Genomic DNA, 18583 nt, shown 5'->3' on the forward strand with positions numbered 1-18583 from the left:
GCCGTCCTCAAGAGAGAGTGTGAGAGTGCTCGTACTCGTCGCTCCCGGCCAGGGCGCACAGACGCCCGGCTTCCTGACCCCCTGGCTCGACCTCCCCGGCGCCGCCGACCGCGTCGCCGCGTGGTCGGACGCCATCGGACTGGACCTCGCCCACTACGGGACCCAGGCCGACGCGGACGCCATCCGTGACACCGCGGTGGCCCAGCCGCTGCTCGTCGCCGCCGGGATACTGTCGGCCACGGCACTGGGTGACATCACCCCGGGCGCCGTCGCCGGACACAGCGTCGGCGAGATCACCGCCGCCGCCTTCGCGGGCGTACTCAAAGACACCGACGCGCTCGGCCTGGTCCGCAAGCGCGGCCTCGCCATGGCCGAGGCGGCCGCCATCACCGAGACCGGCATGTCCGCACTGCTCGGCGGCGACCCCGAGGTCAGCGTCGCGCACCTGGAGAAGCTGGGGCTGACCCCGGCGAACATCAACGGCGCGGGCCAGATCGTCGCGGCCGGCACCATGGCGCAGCTCGCCGCGCTCGCCGAGGACAAGCCCGAGGGCGTCCGCAAGGTCGTCCCGCTGAAGGTGGCCGGTGCCTTCCACACGCAGCACATGGCCCCGGCCGTGGACGCGCTGGCGAAGGCCGCCCAGGACCTGACCCCGGCGGACCCCCGGTTCACGTATGTCTCCAACAAGGACGGCAGGGCCGTCGCCACCGGCGCCGAGGTGCTGGAGCGCCTCGTCGGCCAGGTGGCGAACCCGGTCCGCTGGGACCTGTGCATGGAGACGTTCAAGGAGCTCGGGGTCACGGCTCTCGTCGAGGTGTGCCCCGGCGGTACGCTCACCGGTCTGGCCAAGCGTGCGCTGCCCGGCGTCACGACCCTGGCCCTGAAGACCCCCGACGACCTCGACGCCGCACGTGAGCTCATCTCCGAGCACTCCTGACGTCCCCACGTCCCATTGAGGAGCCGACCGATCATGTCGAAGATCAAGCCCAGCAAGGGCGCCCCGTACGCGCGCATCCTCGGCGTGGGCGGTTACCGTCCGACCCGGGTCGTGCCCAACGAGGTGATCCTCGAGACGATCGACTCGTCCGACGAGTGGATCCGTTCGCGCTCCGGCATCGAGACCCGGCACTGGGCCTCCGACGAGGAGACCGTGGCCGCGATGTCGGTCGAGGCGTCCGGCAAGGCGATCGCCGACGCCGGGATCTCGGCCGAGCAGATCGGCGGCGTGATCGTCTCCACGGTCTCGCACTTCAAGCAGACCCCGGCGGTGGCGACCGAGATCGCCGACAAGCTGGGCACGAACAAGGCCGCGGCCTTCGACATCTCCGCCGGCTGCGCGGGCTTCGGCTACGGCCTCACCCTCGCCAAGGGCATGATCGTGGAGGGCTCCGCCGAGTACGTCCTCGTCATCGGCGTGGAGCGGCTGAGCGACCTGACCGACCTGGAGGACCGGGCGACGGCCTTCCTGTTCGGCGACGGCGCCGGCGCGGTCGTGGTGGGCCCCTCCCAGGAGCCGATGATCGGTCCCACGGTGTGGGGCTCCGAGGGCGACAAGTCCGAGACGATCAAGCAGACCGTGCCGTGGACGGACTACCGCTCCGGCGAGGTCGCCAAGTTCCCTGCGATCACGCAGGAGGGCCAGGCGGTGTTCCGCTGGGCCGTGTTCGAGATGGCGAAGGTCGCGCAGCAGGCGCTGGACGCGGCCGGGATCAGCGCGAACGACCTGGACGTCTTCATTCCGCACCAGGCCAACGAGCGGATCATCGACTCGATGGTGAAGACGCTGAAACTGCCGCAGCACGTGACGGTCGCCCGCGACGTGCGCACCACCGGCAACACCTCGGCCGCCTCGATTCCGCTCGCGATGGAGCGGCTTCTGGCGACCGGCGAGGCGAAGAGCGGCGACACCGCGCTTCTCATCGGCTTCGGGGCGGGTCTCGTGTTCGCCGCGACGGTCGTTACCCTCCCCTAGGCACTCCGTGCCGGAGATCCGTCCGGCTCGGGGAACACCGCCAAACACTCTGGATATACAAGAAGGAGCGCCAACATGGCCGCCACTCAGGAAGAGATCGTCGAAGGTCTCGCCGAGATCGTGAACGAGATCGCCGGCATCCCGGTTGAGGACGTCCAGCTGGACAAGTCCTTCACCGACGACCTGGACGTCGACTCGCTGTCCATGGTCGAGGTCGTCGTCGCCGCCGAGGAGCGCTTCGACGTCAAGATCCCCGACGAGGACGTCAAGAACCTCAAGACCGTCGGCGACGCGACCGACTACATCCTCAAGCACCAGGGCTGATCCCCTGCTGCCGGACGGTCAGGACCACTCGGTTCTGACCGTGCTCCGGCCCCGCCACCCGGCGGTGGCGCCGCCTGAATCCTCGTATCCGTTGGAGAAAGAATTCCCGTGAGCCCGACCAATCGCACCGTGGTCGTCACCGGTATCGGCGCAACCACACCGCTGGGTGGCGACGCAGCCTCTACCTGGGAGGGCCTGATCGCCGGCAAGTCCGGCGTCAAGCCCCTGGAGCAGGACTGGGCAGCCGACCAGGCCGTCAAGATCGCCGCTCCCGTCGCCGTGGAGCCGACCGAGGTCATCCCCCGGCCGCAGGCCCGCCGCCTGGACCGCTCCGCGCAGTTCGCGCTGGTCGCGGCGAAGGAGGCGTGGGCCGACGCCGGTTTCGAGGCCAAGGCCGGCGAGGACGCGTCCGTCGACCCCGACCGCCTCGGCGCGGTCATCGCCTCCGGCATCGGCGGCGTGACGACCCTGCTCGACCAGTACGACGTGCTCAAGGAGAAGGGCGTCCGCCGCGTCTCCCCGCACACCGTCCCCATGCTGATGCCGAACGGCCCCTCCGCGAACGTGGGCCTGCTCGTCGGCGCCCGCGCGGGCGTGCACACCCCGGTCTCCGCCTGCGCCTCGGGCGCCGAGGCCATCGGCTACGCCATCGAGATGATCCGCACCGGCCGGGCCGACGTGGTCGTCGCGGGCGGCACGGAGGCGGCGATCCACCCGCTGCCCATCGCCGCGTTCGGCAACATGATGGCGATGTCCAAGAACAACGACGACCCGCAGGGCGCGTCCCGCCCCTACGACACCGCCCGGGACGGCTTCGTCCTCGGCGAGGGCGCCGGCGTGCTGGTCCTGGAGTCCGCCGAGCACGCGGCCAAGCGCGGCGCGCGCGTCTACGCCGAGGCCGTCGGTCAGGGCATCTCCGCCGACAGCCACGACATCGTGCAGCCGGAGCCGGAGGGCCGCGGCATCGCGCAGGCCCTGCAGAACCTGCTGGAGCGCACCGACCTGGACCCGGCCGAGATCGTGCACGTCAACGCGCACGCCACTTCGACGCCGGCCGGTGACGTGGCCGAACTCAAGGCGCTGCGCAAGGTGTTCGGCGACGACACCGACCACATGGCGGTCTCCGCGACCAAGTCGATGACCGGTCACCTGCTCGGTGGCGCGGGCGGCATCGAGTCCGTCGCCGCGGTGCTCGCGCTGTACCACCGGCTCGCCCCGCCGACCATCAACGTCGACCACCTCGACCCGGAGGCGGAGGCCGCCGCGGACATCGTGCGCGGCGAGGCCCGCAAGCTGCCCGTGGAGGGCCGTATCGCCGCGCTGAACGACTCGTTCGGCTTCGGCGGCCACAACGTGGTGCTGGCGTTCCGCTCGGTCTGAACGCGGCCGTGAAACGGCGAGTGGCCCGCCCCCGGGTTCCGGGGGCGGGCCACTGTGCGTCGCGGGCCTGAAGCGGCGTCAGACCACTTGGTGGAGCCAGCGGACCGGGGCGCCCTCGCCCGCGTACCGGAACGGCTCCAGTTCGTCGTCCCAGGGCTTGCCGAGCAGCTTGGCGATCTCCGCCTCCAGGTCGGTCTCGCCGCGCTGGGAGCGGGTGAGCGCGGCGCGCAGCCGGTCCTCCGGGATCAGGATGTCGCCGTGGATGCCGGTGACGGCGTGGAAGATGCCGAGATCGGGGGTGCAGCTGTAGCGCTCGCCCTCCGCCTTGGGGCACGGCTCGGCGGTCACCTCGAAGCGCAGCATCTGCCAGCCGCGCAGCGCGGAGGCCAGTTTGGACGCCGTGCCGGCCTCGGCCTGCCAGGAGAACTCGGCGCGCCAGGTGCCGGGCGCGGCGGGCTGGCGGATCCAGTCCAGGCTGACGCGCGTGCCGAGCACCCCGGCGACGGCCCACTCGACGTGCGGGCACAGCGCGCGCGGCGCGGAGTGGACGTACAGAACTCCACGTGTCGTCACCGGGACCTCCGGGCAGAGCAGGGCATCTTGCGGGCTGGCTGGCGGCGGTGGCGCGGGGGCCACGTTGCTTGCGAGGCTACCGTGCGAGGGCGCAAGGAGTGTGACGTACCGTCGGTCCCGGTGCCAGGAAACTCCCGCCATTCACCCGGGGGGACGCTTGTACGGGTGTGAGCCGTTCCATGCCGGGCGCCGGGAACCCGGGCGCGCTGTCATGGGTTGGTAGGGATGACGCCCCGACCGGGCCGACGACGAGGGGATGGACCAGGGCATGCGCAACCCACGCCGGCCGGTACGGCCCGGTGCCCCCCTGCTGGCGGCCGCGCTGCTCGCCGCGCTGCTCGGCGCGACCGCGTGCGACGCGCCGGGCGGTGGCGCCTCCGGCCCCGGCGACACGCACGCGAAGCGGAAGCAGGGCCCGGTGTGGGACCGCAGCCCGTCGTCCGTGGCGGCCGTGGGCGACTCCATCACCCGCGGCTTCGACGCGTGCACGGTCCTGTCCGACTGCCCCGAGGTGTCCTGGGCGACGGGCAGCTCGGCGAAGGTGGACAGCCTGGCGGTACGGCTGCTCGGCCGCACCGGCGCGGCCGGGCACAGCTGGAACTACGCGGTGACGGGTTCCCGGATGGCCGATCTGCCCGCGCAGATCCGCCGGGCCGCGGCGCGCCGCCCGCAGCTGGTGACGGTGATGATCGGGGCGAACGACGCCTGCCGGGCGTCCACCTCGGCGATGACGTCGGTGGCCGACTTCCGGGCCGGGTTCGAGGAGTCGCTGCGCACCCTGCGCGCGCGGCTGCCGAAGGCGCAGGTGTACGTCGCCAGCGTGCCCAACCTGAAGCGGCTGTGGTCGCAGGGGCGGGCCAACCCGCTGGGCAAGCAGATCTGGAAGCTGGGCATCTGCCCCTCGATGCTCCAGGACGCGGACGATCTGACGGCGGCGGCGACGCTGCGCCGGGACACGGTCCTCGACCGGGTGGAGGCGTACAACGGCGTGCTGAAGGACGTGTGCGCCAAGGACACGCGGTGCCGGTTCGACGGGGACGCGGTGTTCGACTACGACTTCGGCACGAAGCAGCTCAGCCAGTGGGACTGGTTCCATCCGAGCGCGGACGGGCAGGCGAGGCTCGCCGAGATCGCCTACCGCACCGTCACGTCGAAAGACCCGGTGACCTAGGGTTTCCCACATGAGCGAACTTTTCGGCACACTTCCCGACGGCACCGAGGTGCACCGCTGGACCCTCGAGCGGAACGGAGTGCGGGTGCGTGTGCTGTCGTACGGCGGCATCGTGCAGTCGGTGGAGGTCCCCGACCTGGACGGCCGCACCGCGGACGTGGTGCTGGGCTTCGAGACCCTCGACGGCTATCTGACGCATCCCGAGCCGTTCTTCGGCGCCCTGGTCGGGCGGTACGCCAACCGGATCGGCGGCGCCCGCTTCGCCCTCGGCGAGAACGTCTACGCCCTGGAGCCCAACGACGCCCCCAACTCGCTGCACGGCGGCTCCCGGGGCTTCGACAAGCGCGTGTGGGACGCCCGGCCGGTGGAGCACGGGGTGCGGCTCAGCCGGGTCTCCCCGCACGGCGAGGAGGGCTTCCCGGGCACCCTGGAGGTCACGGCGACGTACACCCTGGACGCCGCCGGGGCGCTGCACATCGCGTACCGGGCGGTGACGGACGCGCCGACCGTCGTGAACTTCACCAACCACAGCTACTTCGACCTGGGCGGCACGCGCGGCGCGGGCGAGTACGAGCTGTGGCTGGCCGCCTCCCGGATCACCGCGGTCGACGCGGGTCTGATCCCGACCGGTGCGCTGGAGGACGTCGAGGACACCCGCTTCGACTTCCGCTCGGGCCGCGAGGTCGGTCCCGGCTACGACCACAACTACGTGCTGGACAAGGGGGTCACCGACGCTCCGGTGGAGGTGGCCGAGCTGCACGAGCGGGTGTCGGGGCGGGTCCTGACGATCGCGACCACCGAGCCCGGCATCCAGGTCTACACCGCGGACCACCTGGGCGAGCCGTTCGGGCCGAACGCCGCGATCGCGCTGGAGACCCAGCACTTCCCCGACTCGCCGAACCACCCGGAGTTCCCGAGCACGGTGCTGGTGCCGGGCGAGGAGTTCCGCTCGGAGACGGTGTACGGCTTCTCGGCGCGCTGAGCCGCCGACGCCGGTCACCGCTAGCCGGTCGCCGGTCGCCGGTCGCCGGTCGCCGGTCGCCGGTCGCCGAGTGCAGGTTGCCGGTCACCGGATGCGGGGCGCCGCTCATCGGACGCCGGGGACGGGCAAGCCCCGGTCCGGGGGTCAGGTCCCGGACCGGGGCTGTAGGCGGGGATGCCCGTCCCTCATCAGACGTTAATGCTGGTGGCGGCCCTCCGGTCGGCGATGGAGCGTCCTGCCGCGATCTCGTACGAACCCTTCACAACTGCCCACCCACCGGTCCGCTCGTCCCAGATCTCGAACGCCCGCCGCGGAAGCTCGACGGTGACCTCGACGCTCTCGCCCGGACCGGCCTCGGCCCCGGCGAATCCGGCGAGCGCGCGGGCGGGGCGGTCGGGGTCCGTCTCGGCCGGGGCGACGTAGACCTGGACGACCTCGCGGCCGGGCCGCTCGCCGGTGTTGGTGACGCGGACGGTCACCGTGGTGCCGTCCACCGAGATCCCGTCGTAGCGCCAGTCGGTGTAGCCGAGACCGTGCCCGAACGGGTACGACGGGGTGCGGCCCTGCTTCTCCCACGCCCGGTAGCCGATGAACACGCCTTCGCTGTACGGCAGTTCGCCGCCCTCGGGGGTGACCCGGGTGACCGGGGCGTCGGCCAGGGAGCCCCAGGTGGTGGGCAGCCGGCCGCCCGGCTCGTGGGCGCCGGTCAGCACGTCGGCGAGGGCCGCGCCGCCCTCCTGGCCCGGGAACCAGGTCAGCAGCACCGCCGCCACCTCGTCCCGCCACGGAAGCTCCACCGGGGAACCGGAGTTGACGATCACCACGGTGTTCGGGTTGGCGGCGGCGACCGCGTGCACGAGGTCGTCCTGGCGGCCGGGCAGCCGCAGGTCGGCGCGGTCGAAGCCCTCCGACTCCACCCGGTCGGTGGTGGCGACCACGACCACGGCGGTGTCGGCGGCGCGGGCGGCCGCCACCGCCTCGGCGATCAGCTCGTCGGGATCGCGCTGCGGGCCCTGGAGGGCGAGGGCGAAGATGACGTTCTTCAGGGGGAGTTCGGCGGCGTAGGTCACGACGTGGGTGAGCGAGACGTCGACCGGTTCGCCCGCGACGAGTTCGGCCGTGGCGCGCGGCACGGGGGCGCCGAAGAAGGCGGAGAAGGGGTCGTCGGCGTCGGCCGGCTGGACGTCGTCGTAGTACGTGGTGGCGCCGACGGTGAGGGTGAAGGCGCCGAAGCCCCGGATGCCGAACGTGTGCGGGCCGCTCTCGCGCGGGGTGAAGGTGCCGGTCAGCTCGACCGTGTGGAGCGTGTCGTGGGTGACGCCGGCCGGGAGGTCGGAGCCCATCCACTGGATCTGGCCGCCGGGGGCGGTGCCGGTGCCCAGGACGTTCCCGGCGCTGTCGCGGCAGACGGCCCGCAGGTCGAATCCCGGTGCGCCGAGCGCGAGTTCGGTGCTGGGGTCGGCGCCGACGGCATAGCTGAGGGTGCCCTCGGGCAGGGCGGCGGTGAGGCCGTCGAGCGGGGAGACGGTGTGCGCGGGGAAGACGGTGGCGGAGCCGCCGCCGAGGACGCGGGCGTCGCGGGCGGCGGCGCCGCTCAGGGCGACGGTGCCGGGGCGCAGCGGCAGCGCGGACCGCTCGTTGCGCACCAGGACGAAGGAGCGGCGGGCGATCTCGCGGGCCAGCGCCTCGCCGTCGACGGGCTCCGGCACCTCGGTGACGGCGGGTTCGGCGCCGGCGAGGGCACCGGTCCGGGCGGCGAGCCGCAGCACCCGGCGGACGGCCTCGTCGACCTCGGCCTCGTCGGCGGCGCCGTCCCGTACGGCGCGGGCGAGCGCCTCGCCGTAGACCGTGCGCGGTCCCGGCATGGCGACGTCGAGGCCGCCGCGCAGGGCGGGGACGGTGTCGCGGGCGGCCATCCAGTCGGAGACGTTGAACCCGTCGAAGCTCCACTCGCCGCGCAGCACGTCGTTCACCAGGCGGGCGTGCTCGGTCATCGTGACGCCGTTGACGGTGTTGTAGGCGGTCATCACGCCCCAGGGGCGGGCGGTGGCGACGATCGTCTCGAAGGGGGCCAGGTACAGCTCGCGCAGGGCGCGCTCGCCCACGAGGTTGTTCACGGTGAAGCGGTCGGTCTCGGCGTCGTTGGCGACGAAGTGCTTGACGGTGGTGCCGACGCCGCCGGACTGGACGCCGGTCACATAGGCGGCGCCGATCACGCCGGTGAGCAGCGGGTCCTCGCTGTACGCCTCGAAGTGGCGGCCGCCGAGCGGTGAGCGGTGCAGGTTGACGGTGGGCGCGAGCAGGACGTGGACGCCCTTGCGGCGGGCCTCCTGCGCGAGCAGCACGCCCGCGCGGCGGGCGAGGTCCGGGTCCCAGCCGGCGGCGAGCGCGGTCGGCGAGGGCAGGGCCACGGAGGGGTCGTCGGCCGTCCAGCGCACGCCCCGCACGCCGATCGGGCCGTCGGACATCACCAGGGAGGCCAGCCCGATCCGGGGCAGGGCGGGCAGCGACCACATGTCCTGGCCGGCCAGCAGCCGGGTCTTGGCGTCCAGGTCGAGCGCGGCGAGAGCCGCTTCGACGGCGCTCTCGCGGGCCCGGTCGGCCGGGGTGGACTGCGTTGCTGCCATGACGGCGCCTCCTCGTCGAGTCCGTGCGGAAGACTCCATCGTGCATCCGGTACCTGTAGAGCGGTAGGTTTTGTTACCTCGCTGTTATGTACGGCTCGGGGGGCGCCGTCGGCGGTGTCGTACGGTGACGGAATGAGCGCACGTGAGAGGGTCCGCAGCGAGGAGCGGCGCGCGGAGATCGTCCGGGCGGCGCTGGAGGTGATCGCGGAGCGCGGTTACCGGGGCACCAGCCTCGCGGCGGTCGCCGAGCGGGTCGGGCTGACCCAGCAGGGCCTGCTGCACCACTTCCCGACCAAGGACGCGCTGCTGGTGGCGGTGTTGCGCGAGCGCGACCAGTGGGACGCCGTGCCGGAGAGCCGCTGGCGGGTCGACCTGCTCGCGCAGCTGGTCGAGTACAACGCGATGCGGCCGGGGATCATCCAGACCTTCTCGGCGCTGCTCGGCGAGAGCGTGACCGAGGAGCACCCGGCCCGCGCGTACTTCACCGAGCGCTACACGCGGGTCCGGGCGAGCATGGCGACCGCGCTGCGCGCCGAGTACGGCGAGCGGCTGCCGAGCGGCCTCACGCCGGAACGCGCCGCTCCGCTGCTGGTCGCCGTGATGGACGGGCTCCAGTACCAGTGGCTGCTCGACCCGGAGTCGGTCGACATGCCGGCCGCGTTCCGCGACTTCCTGGAGGTGCTGGGGGACGGGGAGGGGTGAGCCGGACGGGGACGGCCGCTCACTGGTGCCATACGACGGCCAGGGCCTTGCTGACCGCGACGACCGCGGCGAACGCGACCGCCCAGCCCGTCGCCCCGGCCGCGAACAGGGCGGCCGCTCCGGCCCCGAACCACACCGTCTCGAAGGCCACCCGGCCCGCGCCGCGCACCTTGTGCGGGGCCTTCGCCGCGCCCCAGCGGGCCCACAGCGCGACGAGCACGGCGGGCGCGGCGACCATGAGCAGCCAGCGCACCGCCGTGGGGGCGTCCAGCGTGAACCCCCAGTAGGCGACGGCCGCGAGGGCGCCGAGCTCGATCAGGAACAGCACACCGAGGTTCACGCCCTGGGCCGTCTTCATGGACGGAAGTATGGCCCGGCGGGGCAGCCGGTCACGAGGCCTCGGTGTCGTCGGTGTCCTCGGGGTCCGCAGTGCGCGGCGCGCGCTCCGTGTCCTCGCCCAGCAGGTCGCGGGCGAGCAGGGTCGCCCCCGCGACCGCGCCCGGCATCAGGAACACCGCGACGAACGGGACCAGGAAGGCGAGGCCGAGCAGGGTGCCGAAGCCCCAGACCAGGGTCTTGCGGGAGCGCAACAGGGCCAGCCGGGCGCGCAGTTCGACGTCGCGGCGCTGGAGCGCGACCGAGGCCAGCTCTTCGGTGAGGAAGAAGCCGGTGACGAAGAACCCGATCACCGGGACGACCGTCTGCCCGACGAACGGCAGGAAGCCGAGGGCGAACAGGAGCAGGCCCCACACGGCGGCCCGGACCAGGACGCGCAGGCTGTCACGGGCGGAGATCCACATCTCGCGCCAGAGCGTGCGGTGCGACTGCGGGGCGGACCCGTCGGGCGACAGGTCCCGGTCGACCGCCTCGGAGAGGCTCTCGTAGAAGGGCTGCCCGATCAGCAGGGTCGCGGCGGTGAAGGTGAGGACGGCCAGCAGCAGGCACAGGGCGAACAGCACGACCGCGAGGAAGTCGCGGAACAGCCCCTGCCAGGGGCTCGCCCAGTCGTCGGCGAAGGGCGTCGCCCAGCCGACGAGGTCCACGCCCCACACGCCGAGCGAGACCAGGGCAGCGGCGTACAGGACGAGGGTGATCAGTCCGGGCAGCAGCCCCACCCCGAACCGCTTGCCCCGCCGGGCCACCCACCGCTGCCCTTTCAGCAGATACCCGAATCCCACCCCAAGATCACGCATGACACGACTCTAGCGAGCGTGCGCGCGGTGGTGACCGGCGCGGTCCGGCCGTCGTCGGGACCACCGCGCGGTCAGGCCGTCGTCGCCGTCAGGACCACTGCCCGGTCCTCCGCCGGGCTGAGCGCCGCCGAGACGCGGACCGCGGCCGCGCGGGCCACCCGGCCCGCGTGGGAGGCGCCGGACAGCAGCCGGGGCTGGAGTCGTTCCAGGCCCGCGACCAGGAGTTCCTCGCCCGCGAGCAGGACGGGGCGGGCCGCCTTCGTGGTCGCGGCCGCGGCCTCCGTGAGGTCGGCCAGCGGGGGCAGCGCGGCCTTGACCAGGTCCGCGCCCACGGTGGCGGCCCGTTCGGCGAGGGCCACCTGGAGGGGCAGCAGCGGGGCCACCGCGGCGGTGAGCGCGTCGGCGATACGGCGCAGTTCGGGCGAGGAGTCCCGCAGCACCTGCGCGGCGACGCGGATCGGCGGCACCAGCGCCAGCAGCAGGCCCGCCGCGAGACCGGCCGCGGTGGGCAGCACCGGCGAGGTCGCCTCGATCAACTCACCGAGCACGGCGGCGAGTTCCTCGATCGCCGGGCCCACCGTGTCCAGCACCGGCAGCAGTGACTCGCCGATCGCCGCGAGCAGCGCCTGCGCGGGCTCGCTCACCGGGTGCACCGCCAGCGGCGCCCCGCTGGTGCCGAGCCGGGTGAGGGTGTCGACGATCCGGTAGAAGGCCTCCTGCGCCTGCGGGGAGGCGCTGGCCTCCGCGAGACCGGCGGTGGTCTCGCGCAGCACCCGCAGCAGTTCCTGGCCCGAACCGTCGCGCGGGTCGAGGGTGTTGATCGCGATCCGGGTGAGATTGCCGGCCGTGTCGAGGAGCTGGCCGGTGATGTCGGTCGTGCCGCGCGCCATCCGCAGCATGTCGTCCCTGCTCGGGAGGGAGGGAATCGTCGCCATGGGACCTCTCCTGGGGCGGCCTGGGGCGGACGTCGCGTGTAGCGGCACCGGGCGTGCGGCGGCCTTCGCCGGTCCGGCCGGACAGTCCCAATATGCCCGTTCCGGCGCGTTCTTGCGCACGGTCCGGGCCCATCGTGACGCAGACGGTCGCAAAGGCGGTTGAGTCGATCAGGCCCGGCCGCCGTACCGGACGGCAGGACAGGCGGCGGCGGTTCGGCGGAGGGAAGCGGATGAGTCAGGAGATCACCGTCCACGGCACGGTCGCAGCAGGCTTCGAGGAGGTACGGGAGGAGTTCACCGCCTTGGTCGCCGGTGAACGGCCGGACTACGAAGGACAGTTGTGCGCGTATGTGCACGGGCGGCGGGTCGTCGACCTGTGGGCGGGCCCCGGCGGCGCGGACTGCCTCTACGGCGTGTCCACGACCACCCAGGGCGCGGCCCATCTGGTCGTCGCGCTGCTCGTGCAGGACGGCACGCTGGAACTGGACCGCAAAGTCACCTACTACTGGCCGGAGTTCGCCGCCGAGGGCAAGGGCGCGCTGACCCTCAGGGAGCTGCTCGCGCACCGGGCGGGCGTGATCGGCACGGACGGCGGGTTCACCCTCGCGGAGCTGGCCGACGACCGGGGGATCGCCGAACGCCTCGCGGACCAGCGCCCGTTCTGGCGCCCCGGCACGGCCTTCGGCAGCCACACCCTGGTCATCGGCGCACTGGCCGGCGAGATCGTACGGCGGGCCACCGGCCACACGGTGCAGCAGCTGCACGAGGACCGGGTGCGCGCCCCGTACGGCCTGGACTTCTTCCTGGGGCTGCCCGCCGCTCTGGAGCCCCGGTTCCGCGCGGCGCAGCCGATGGCGCCGACGCCGGTGCAGCGGGCACAGGTCGACGCCGAGCGAACGGGGCCGCACGCGCTGCCGTCGATCGCCCTGAACCGGCACGCGGCCGAGCCGACGGACCTCGCGGCACTGCCGAACGAGCGGCCGATCCGGGCCCGGGGGCCCGCGTCGGTGGGCGGGACCGCCTCCGCGCGGGGGCTGGCCGGGCTGTACGCGGCGGCGATCAGCGAGGTCGCCGAGCAGGTGCCGCTGCTGAAGCCGGACACGGTCGCGGAGTTCGGGCAGTTCCACTCCGTCGGCCACGACCTGGTGACCCGCGGCCACGGGTCGTACGGCCTCGGCTTCCAGGCCACCGCCGACCTGTGGCACCCCTTCCTCGGGGCCGGGGCGTTCGGGCACAGCGGCGCGAACGGCTGTCAGGGGTTCGCCGATCCGCGCAGCGGTCTGGCCTACGGCTACACCCGGCGCCGGTACGCCTTCCCGGGCGGCGCGGCGCCGGAGAACGACCGCCTGGCACGGGCGGTCCACAGAGCGGCGCCGGCCACCTGACGGCATCGGCGCCTCCTGGTGCCGTGGGGCGGAGCGCGGCCCCGCCCCACGGCACCGCAGCGTCGAGGGACGGTCCCCCGTGCCGCCCCTCGACACCGCCCACCGGTCCGCCGTCAGAGCTTGACGATCATCTTTCCGGTGTTGTCGCCGCGCAGGACGCCGAGGAACGCCTCCAGGTTGTTCTCGATGCCCTCGACGACCGTCTCGCGGTACTTGAGCTCGCCGGAGCGGATCCAGGCGCCGACCTCCGCGACGAACTGCGGCTGGAGGTCGTAGTGGTCGCCGACGAGGAAGCCCTCGATCCGGCCGCGGGTCTGGATCAGCCGGGCCAGGTTGCGCGGGCCGGGGGTGGCCTCGGTGTTGTTGTAGACGGAGATCATCCCGCACACGGCGATCCGGCCGCCCTGGTTGAGGGAGCCGATGGCCGCCTCCAGGTGGTCGCCGCCGACGTTGTCGAAGTAGACGTCGACGCCGTCGGGCGCGGCGGCGCGCAGCTGCCGGCTGACGGGCTCCTTGCGGTAGTTGAAGGCGGCGTCGAAGCCGTACTCGTCGACCAGCAGCGCCACCTTCTCGTCGGAGCCGGCCGAGCCGATCACCCGGGAGGCGCCCTTGAGCCGGGCGATCTGGCCGACCTGGCTGCCGACGGCGCCGGCCGCGCCGGACACGAAGACGGAGTCGCCCTCCTTGAAGGAGGCGGTGCGCAGCAGGCCCGCGTAGGCGGTCAGGCCGGTCATGCCGAGCACGCCGAGGTACGCGGACAGCGGGGCGGCCGCGGGGTCGACCTTGACGGCCTGCTTCGCGTCCACGGTGGCGTACTCGCGCCAGCCGCCGAAGTGCAGCACGTGGTCGCCGGGGGCGATGCCCTCGGCGTTCGACTTCAGCACCTCGCCGACCGCGCCGCCCTGCATGACCTTGCCGAGCTCGAAGGGCGCCACGTACGACTTCGCGTCACTCATGCGGCCGCGCATGTACGGGTCGACGGAGAGGTAGGCGTTGCGTACCAGGACCTCGCCGGCGCCGGGCTCGCGCGTCTCGGCCTCGACCAGGGCGAAGTCCTCCGGCTTCGGGACGCCGACGGGACGGCTGAGCAGGTGCCACTCGCGGTTGATCATGGGGGGAACCTTCCATTTACTTCAGTACCTGAAACAACCATGCGCCTCAATATTTCAGGATGTCAAGTAAAGCGGTACGCTGGTGTGCATGGCCACTGAACACACCACCCGCCGACCCGACGCGCTGACCCTGGAGGTCGTCGAGCTGATCGGGGACGTCGTGGCCCGGTACTACACGGACTACGAGGAGGCGGCGGGCGAGCACGCGCTGACCGGCGCGCAGGCGCGGCTGCTCGGTCTGCTGTCGCTGGAGCCGCTGCCGATGCGGAAGCTGGCGCAGCGACTGAAGTGCGAGCCGTCCAACGTGACGGGGATCGTGGACCGGCTGGAGGCGCGGGGCCTGGTGGAGCGGCGCCCCGACCCGGCGGACCGGCGGGTGAAGCTGGCGGCGGCGACGGAGACGGGGCGGCGGGTCGCGGGCGAGCTCCGCGACGGGTTGCGCTTCGCGCGGGAGCCGCTGGCGGGGTTGTCGTCCGCGGAACGCGAGGCCCTCCGGGATCTGCTGCGGAGGATGCTCGCGCAGTAGCCTGCGGCTGCGGCTCGGTGGGGGCCTTTCGCGCAGTTCCCCGCGCCCCTATGGGGGCACCCCCGCAGTCGCCCGGCAGCGGGCCACGGGTGGCCGATCGCGCAGTTCCCCGCGCCCCTGAGGGGCGCGGGGAACTGCGCGAACAGGCCCCACCGGCCCGCAGACACACTTGAAAGGGGCGCGGGGAACTGCGCGAAGGGGCCCCACCGGCCCGCGGGTGCTCGGCAAGGGCAGCGCCCCGTCAGGGGCGCGGGGAACTGCGCGAACAGGCCCCACCGGCCCCCAGGTGTCTCGCTAGGGGCGCGGGGAACTGCGCGAAACGGCGGGGGTCGTCAGCTGCACCACCACAGGACTCGTTTGCACGTGTTCGACGGGGTCGGGGTGGGCGCAGGGCTCGCCGGGGAACCCGAGGCCGGGGACGAAGTCCGCGGAGCGGAGGACGTGGGCGCCGTCGCACCCGACGACGCCGCCTGCGCCCGCTTCGTCGCCGACGCACTCGCATCCGCCGAGGCCGAACCCGACGCGGACGCCGACCCGCTCGGCGAGGCGGACGGGGAGGCGGAAGCGGAGGCCGAGGCGGAGGCGTCACCCGCCCCGGCACCCGACGCGTCGGAGAGCGGCCGCCCCGTACCCCCGGAAGCCGTGGCCGAGGCGCCGCCGTCCGCGGACGCGTCCGCGGCCGCCGCGGGGCCGGGCGACGAGAAGGGCGCGTCGACGCCGAGTTCGGCGAGGCTGAGGCCGCCCGCCGCCAGCACGAAGCCCACGGCGACCAGCAGGAGACGGCGCCGGCGTCTTCGATGCGCCGCGGCCTTGCGGTCACGCCGACTCGTACCGCCCACACCGGCGTCGCGGGCGTAATCGCCGTCGTCGCGACCGTGATCGCCGTCGTCACGGCCGTGATCGCCGCCGCCGCGATCGCCCTCGCGACCGTAACCGCGGCCGGCGTCGCGGGCGTAACCGCCGCCACCGTCACCGTCGCCGCCGTCGGCCTCCGCCGTGTCCTCGGGCGGACCCGCCGCCGAATCGGGCGGACTCGCCGCCGAATCGGCCCCGTCGACGCCGTACGCGCCCGCGCCGTACGGGTCGCCCGTATACGCGTGACCCGCGTGCGCGGCGCCGTACCCCTCCCCCCGCGGCGCATCCGCGGTCGTGCGGGTTCGGGCGGCCGGGGCGCCGCAGCCGGGGCAGGTGAGGGCGCCGTTCAGGTGGCGGCGGCACGGGTCGCAGTAGTCCATGACGCGGGAAGACTAAGTTCCCGCCAGGTCACGTTCCTAGGTTCTCCGGTGAAGGTTTCGTGGGGGACGCACAGTTTGTCGACCGGCTTGCCGAAACCGTTACCTGTTCGACCCATTGACACCCCCCTCACCCCGTCCTTACTGTCACGCCAGCATTTCGAACGAGTGACGAAATCTCGAACAGCTGAAGGGCAACTGCCGTGCGCATCACCGGAATCAGCACACACGTGGTCGGGACGCCTTGGCGCAACCTGACCTACGTCCAGGTGCACACCGACGAGGGCATCACGGGAGTCGGCGAGACCCGCATGCTGGGCCACACCGACGCGCTGATCGGCTATCTGCGGGAGGCCGAGGCCAACCACATTCTCGGCTCGGACCCGTTCGCCACGGAAGACCTCGTGCACCGTATGAAGTACGGCGACTACGGCCGCGCGGGTGAGATCGTCATGTCCGGCATCGCCGTCGTCGAGATGGCCTGCTGGGACATCAAGGGCAAGGCCCTCGGCGTGCCGGTGTGGCAGCTGCTCGGCGGCAAGGTGACCGACAAGGTCAAGGCGTACGCCAACGGCTGGTACACCACCGAGCGCACCCCGGAGGCGTACCACAAGGCCGCCCAGCAGGTCGTGGAGCGCGGGTACAAGGCGCTGAAGATCGACCCGTTCGGCACCGGGCACTTCGAACTCGACCACGCGCAGAGCCTGTACGCCGTCTCGCTGATCGAGGCCGTCCGCGACGCCATCGGCCCGGAGGCCGAGCTGATGCTGGAGATGCACGGCCGCTTCTCCCCGGCGACCGCCGTCCGCCTCGCCCACGAGCTCGCGCCGTTCAAGCCGGCCTGGCTGGAGGAGCCGGTGCCGCCGGAGAACCTCAAGGCGCTGGAGAAGGTCGCCGCCAAGGTCGACATGCCGCTCGCCACGGGTGAACGCATCCACGACCGGATCGAGTTCCGCGAGCTGTTCGAGAGCCAGGCCGTCGACATCATCCAGCCCGACGTCGGCCACATCGGCGGCATCTGGGAGACCCGGAAGCTGGCCGCGACCGCCGAGACCCACTACATGCTGGTGGCCCCGCACAACGTCGGCGGCCCCGTGCTGACCGCCGCCTCGCTCCAGGTCGGCTTCACCACGCCGAACTTCAAGATCCTGGAGCACTTCAACGACTTCGCCGACGCGGAGATCAAGAAGGTGGTCAAGGGCGCCCCCGAGGTCGTCGACGGCTACTTCCACCTCAGCGACCGGCCCGGTCTCGGCGTCGAGCTGGACACCGACGCGGCGGCCGAGTTCCCGCAGCAGCAGGCCCGGTTCGACCTGTGGGCCGAGGGCTGGGAGCAGCGCAAGCCGAAGGGGACGCAGTGAGCACCGCGGTCGTCGTCGACGCGCCCGGCGCGCACCGGCTGGTCGGGCACACGCCCGTGGCGCCGGGGCCCGGCGAGGCGCTGGTGCGGGTGCACGCGGTCGGCATCTGCGGCAGCGACCGCGAGGTCTACCAGGGCAACCGGCCCGAGGGGTACGTCCGTTACCCGCTCACCCCGGGCCACGAGTGGTCCGGCACGGTCGAGGCGGTCGGCGCGGGCGTGCCCGCGTCCCTCGCGGGCCGCAAGGTGGTCGGCGAGGGCTTCCGCAACTGCCAGGTGTGCGACCGCTGCCACGCGGGCGAGACCACGCTGTGCACGGACGGCTACGAGGAGACCGGCTTCACCCAGCCGGGCGCCATGGCCGCCACGCTCACCCTGCCGGCCCGGCTGCTGCACGTCCTGCCCGACGACGCCGATCTGACGGCCGCCGCCCTGCTGGAGCCGGCCGCCTGCATCGCGGCCGCCGCCCTGAAGGCGAACGCCCGGCCGGGCGAGCGGGTCGGGGTGGTCGGCACCGGCACCCTCGGGATGTTCGCGGTGCAGTTCCTGAAGGCCGGGTCGCCGGCGGAGCTGCTGGTCGTGGGCACCCGGCGGGACCGCGAGGCGCTGTCGCGGCAGTTCGGTGCGACGGCGTTCCGCACCCGCGACGAGGAGCTGCCCGGCGATCTGGACGTCGTGATCGAGACCGCCGGGTCCGCGGTCGCCGCGCGCACCGCCGCCGCGCTGCTCCGGCGCGGCGGGCGCCTGGTCCTGACCGGCATCCCGGCGCCCGGCGCCGACGGCCTCGACCCGACGGACCTGGTGGTACGGCAGCTGGAGGTGCACACCGTCTTCGGCGCGCCGCCGGGCGCCTGGTCGCACACGGTGCGGGTGTTCGGCGCGGGGCTGCTCGATCCGCTGCCGCTGGTCACCCATGAGCTGCCGCTCGCGGAGTTCTCCCAGGCCATCGAGCTGGTGGGAGCGGGCGACCCGAAGGTCGGGAAGGTCCTTCTCCGCCCCTAGCCGCACGCCGGCACGGGGACGACCTGACGGTCCCCGTGCCGGCGTGCTCCGGGCTCCCGCACACCCCAGGACGCGAACCTCGTCCGACATACCGAACGCGAAGGACA

18 protein-coding genes are annotated in these 18583 nt (G+C 73.1%); 11 read left to right on the forward strand and 7 right to left on the reverse strand.

What is annotated here, in order from left to right; all coding sequences use genetic code 11:
• Nucleotides 1-25 precede the first annotated feature (25 nt).
• From WN71_RS19435 to fabF, 4 genes are all read left to right on the forward strand, one after another.
• Nucleotides 26-937 carry an ACP S-malonyltransferase gene (locus WN71_RS19435; RefSeq protein WP_046584550.1) on the forward strand — a complete coding sequence of 304 codons (912 nt, stop codon included), beginning with the start codon at nt 26-28 and terminating at the stop codon, nt 935-937.
• A 33-nt stretch (nt 938-970) separates the two neighbouring features.
• Nucleotides 971-1972, forward strand: coding sequence for a ketoacyl-ACP synthase III (locus WN71_RS19440; protein ID WP_046584551.1), 1002 nt, complete (start codon nt 971-973; stop codon nt 1970-1972).
• A 75-nt stretch (nt 1973-2047) separates the two neighbouring features.
• Nucleotides 2048-2296, forward strand: a complete 249-nt coding sequence (locus WN71_RS19445) for an acyl carrier protein (RefSeq protein ID WP_046584552.1) — start codon at nt 2048-2050, stop codon at nt 2294-2296.
• 108 nt (nt 2297-2404) lie between these two features.
• Nucleotides 2405-3676 carry a beta-ketoacyl-ACP synthase II gene (gene fabF, locus WN71_RS19450; protein ID WP_046584553.1) on the forward strand — a complete coding sequence of 424 codons (1272 nt, stop codon included), beginning with the start codon at nt 2405-2407 and terminating at the stop codon, nt 3674-3676.
• Nucleotides 3677-3754: 78 nt separating this feature from the next.
• Here the strand turns inward: fabF and WN71_RS19455 are convergent, their stop codons facing one another.
• Entirely contained in the window at nt 3755-4249 is a 495-nt protein-coding gene (locus WN71_RS19455; protein ID WP_046584554.1) for a DUF3145 domain-containing protein, read from the reverse strand.
• A 268-nt stretch (nt 4250-4517) separates the two neighbouring features.
• On the opposite strand from WN71_RS19455, the gene WN71_RS19460 reads away from it, so the two are divergent.
• Nucleotides 4518-5420, forward strand: coding sequence for an SGNH/GDSL hydrolase family protein (locus tag WN71_RS19460; RefSeq protein ID WP_046584610.1), 903 nt, complete (start codon nt 4518-4520; stop codon nt 5418-5420).
• A 10-nt stretch (nt 5421-5430) separates the two neighbouring features.
• Complete coding sequence (locus WN71_RS19465; protein ID WP_046584555.1) at nt 5431-6402, forward strand: aldose epimerase family protein; 972 nt, start codon at nt 5431-5433, stop codon at nt 6400-6402.
• Between the two features lie 188 nt (nt 6403-6590).
• Here WN71_RS19465 and WN71_RS19470 read toward each other — a convergent pair whose 3' ends face one another.
• A complete protein-coding gene (locus WN71_RS19470) occupies nt 6591-9029 on the reverse strand; it encodes a beta-glucosidase (RefSeq protein ID WP_046584556.1) in 2439 nt (812 codons plus the stop codon).
• Nucleotides 9030-9143: 114 nt separating this feature from the next.
• Here WN71_RS19470 and WN71_RS19475 point away from each other — a divergent pair, with 114 nt between their 5' ends.
• Nucleotides 9144-9731 (forward strand): TetR/AcrR family transcriptional regulator, encoded by a 588-nt coding sequence (locus tag WN71_RS19475; RefSeq protein ID WP_046584557.1) that lies wholly within the window; start codon nt 9144-9146, stop codon nt 9729-9731.
• Between the two features lie 19 nt (nt 9732-9750).
• On the opposite strand, the gene WN71_RS19480 is transcribed toward WN71_RS19475, so the two are convergent.
• From WN71_RS19480 to WN71_RS19490, 3 genes are all read right to left on the reverse strand, one after another.
• Nucleotides 9751-10089: a YrdB family protein gene (locus WN71_RS19480; RefSeq protein ID WP_046584558.1), complete on the reverse strand. Its 339-nt coding sequence runs from the start codon at nt 10087-10089 to the stop codon at nt 9751-9753.
• Nucleotides 10090-10120: 31 nt separating this feature from the next.
• Nucleotides 10121-10924: an EI24 domain-containing protein gene (locus WN71_RS19485; protein ID WP_046584559.1), complete on the reverse strand. Its 804-nt coding sequence runs from the start codon at nt 10922-10924 to the stop codon at nt 10121-10123.
• A 71-nt stretch (nt 10925-10995) separates the two neighbouring features.
• Nucleotides 10996-11859 (reverse strand): hypothetical protein, encoded by an 864-nt coding sequence (locus WN71_RS19490; protein WP_046584560.1) that lies wholly within the window; start codon nt 11857-11859, stop codon nt 10996-10998.
• 230 nt (nt 11860-12089) lie between these two features.
• On the opposite strand from WN71_RS19490, the gene WN71_RS19495 reads away from it, so the two are divergent.
• A complete protein-coding gene (locus tag WN71_RS19495) occupies nt 12090-13244 on the forward strand; it encodes a serine hydrolase domain-containing protein (RefSeq protein ID WP_046584561.1) in 1155 nt (384 codons plus the stop codon).
• Between the two features lie 113 nt (nt 13245-13357).
• Here WN71_RS19495 and WN71_RS19500 read toward each other — a convergent pair whose 3' ends face one another.
• On the reverse strand, nt 13358-14356 hold the full coding sequence (locus WN71_RS19500; RefSeq protein WP_046584562.1) for an NADP-dependent oxidoreductase: 999 nt from the start codon (nt 14354-14356) through the stop codon (nt 13358-13360).
• A gap of 88 nt (nt 14357-14444) precedes the next feature.
• Between WN71_RS19500 and WN71_RS19505 the strand changes: the two genes are divergently transcribed.
• The gene (locus WN71_RS19505; RefSeq protein WP_046584563.1) at nt 14445-14882 is read left to right on the forward strand and encodes a MarR family winged helix-turn-helix transcriptional regulator; all 438 of its coding nucleotides are present in this window, start codon (nt 14445-14447) and stop codon (nt 14880-14882) included.
• A 332-nt stretch (nt 14883-15214) separates the two neighbouring features.
• On the opposite strand, the gene WN71_RS43465 is transcribed toward WN71_RS19505, so the two are convergent.
• The gene (locus WN71_RS43465; protein ID WP_046584564.1) at nt 15215-16117 is read right to left on the reverse strand and encodes an SCO2400 family protein; all 903 of its coding nucleotides are present in this window, start codon (nt 16115-16117) and stop codon (nt 15215-15217) included.
• 200 nt (nt 16118-16317) lie between these two features.
• On the opposite strand from WN71_RS43465, the gene WN71_RS19515 reads away from it, so the two are divergent.
• Nucleotides 16318-17475: a mandelate racemase/muconate lactonizing enzyme family protein gene (locus tag WN71_RS19515; protein WP_046584565.1), complete on the forward strand. Its 1158-nt coding sequence runs from the start codon at nt 16318-16320 to the stop codon at nt 17473-17475.
• Nucleotides 17472-18476 (forward strand): zinc-dependent alcohol dehydrogenase, encoded by a 1005-nt coding sequence (locus WN71_RS19520; protein ID WP_046584566.1) that lies wholly within the window; start codon nt 17472-17474, stop codon nt 18474-18476. The genes WN71_RS19515 and WN71_RS19520 overlap by 4 nt, the downstream gene beginning before the upstream one ends.
• The last annotated feature ends 107 nt before the right edge of the window (nt 18477-18583 follow it).

Source organism: Streptomyces mangrovisoli, assembly GCF_000974985.2.
Taxonomy (GTDB): domain Bacteria; phylum Actinomycetota; class Actinomycetes; order Streptomycetales; family Streptomycetaceae; genus Streptomyces; species Streptomyces mangrovisoli.

Excerpts from the sequence above, each read along its gene's own strand:
- WN71_RS19440 (WP_046584551.1), top strand. The coding sequence starts at position 971 with ATGTCGAAGATCAAGCCCAGCAAGGGCGCCCCGTACGCGCGCATCCTC.
- WN71_RS19445 (WP_046584552.1), top strand. The coding sequence starts at position 2,048 with ATGGCCGCCACTCAGGAAGAGATCGTCGAAGGTCTCGCCGAGATCGTG.
- WN71_RS19460 (WP_046584610.1), top strand. The coding sequence starts at position 4,518 with ATGCGCAACCCACGCCGGCCGGTACGGCCCGGTGCCCCCCTGCTGGCG.
- WN71_RS19465 (WP_046584555.1), top strand. The coding sequence starts at position 5,431 with ATGAGCGAACTTTTCGGCACACTTCCCGACGGCACCGAGGTGCACCGC.
- WN71_RS19470 (WP_046584556.1), bottom strand. The coding sequence starts at position 9,029 with ATGGCAGCAACGCAGTCCACCCCGGCCGACCGGGCCCGCGAGAGCGCC.
- WN71_RS19480 (WP_046584558.1), bottom strand. The coding sequence starts at position 10,089 with ATGAAGACGGCCCAGGGCGTGAACCTCGGTGTGCTGTTCCTGATCGAG.
- WN71_RS19485 (WP_046584559.1), bottom strand. The coding sequence starts at position 10,924 with ATGCGTGATCTTGGGGTGGGATTCGGGTATCTGCTGAAAGGGCAGCGG.
- WN71_RS19490 (WP_046584560.1), bottom strand. The coding sequence starts at position 11,859 with ATGGCGACGATTCCCTCCCTCCCGAGCAGGGACGACATGCTGCGGATG.
- WN71_RS19495 (WP_046584561.1), top strand. The coding sequence starts at position 12,090 with ATGAGTCAGGAGATCACCGTCCACGGCACGGTCGCAGCAGGCTTCGAG.
- WN71_RS19500 (WP_046584562.1), bottom strand. The coding sequence starts at position 14,356 with ATGATCAACCGCGAGTGGCACCTGCTCAGCCGTCCCGTCGGCGTCCCG.
- WN71_RS19505 (WP_046584563.1), top strand. The coding sequence starts at position 14,445 with ATGGCCACTGAACACACCACCCGCCGACCCGACGCGCTGACCCTGGAG.
- WN71_RS43465 (WP_046584564.1), bottom strand. The coding sequence starts at position 16,117 with ATGGACTACTGCGACCCGTGCCGCCGCCACCTGAACGGCGCCCTCACC.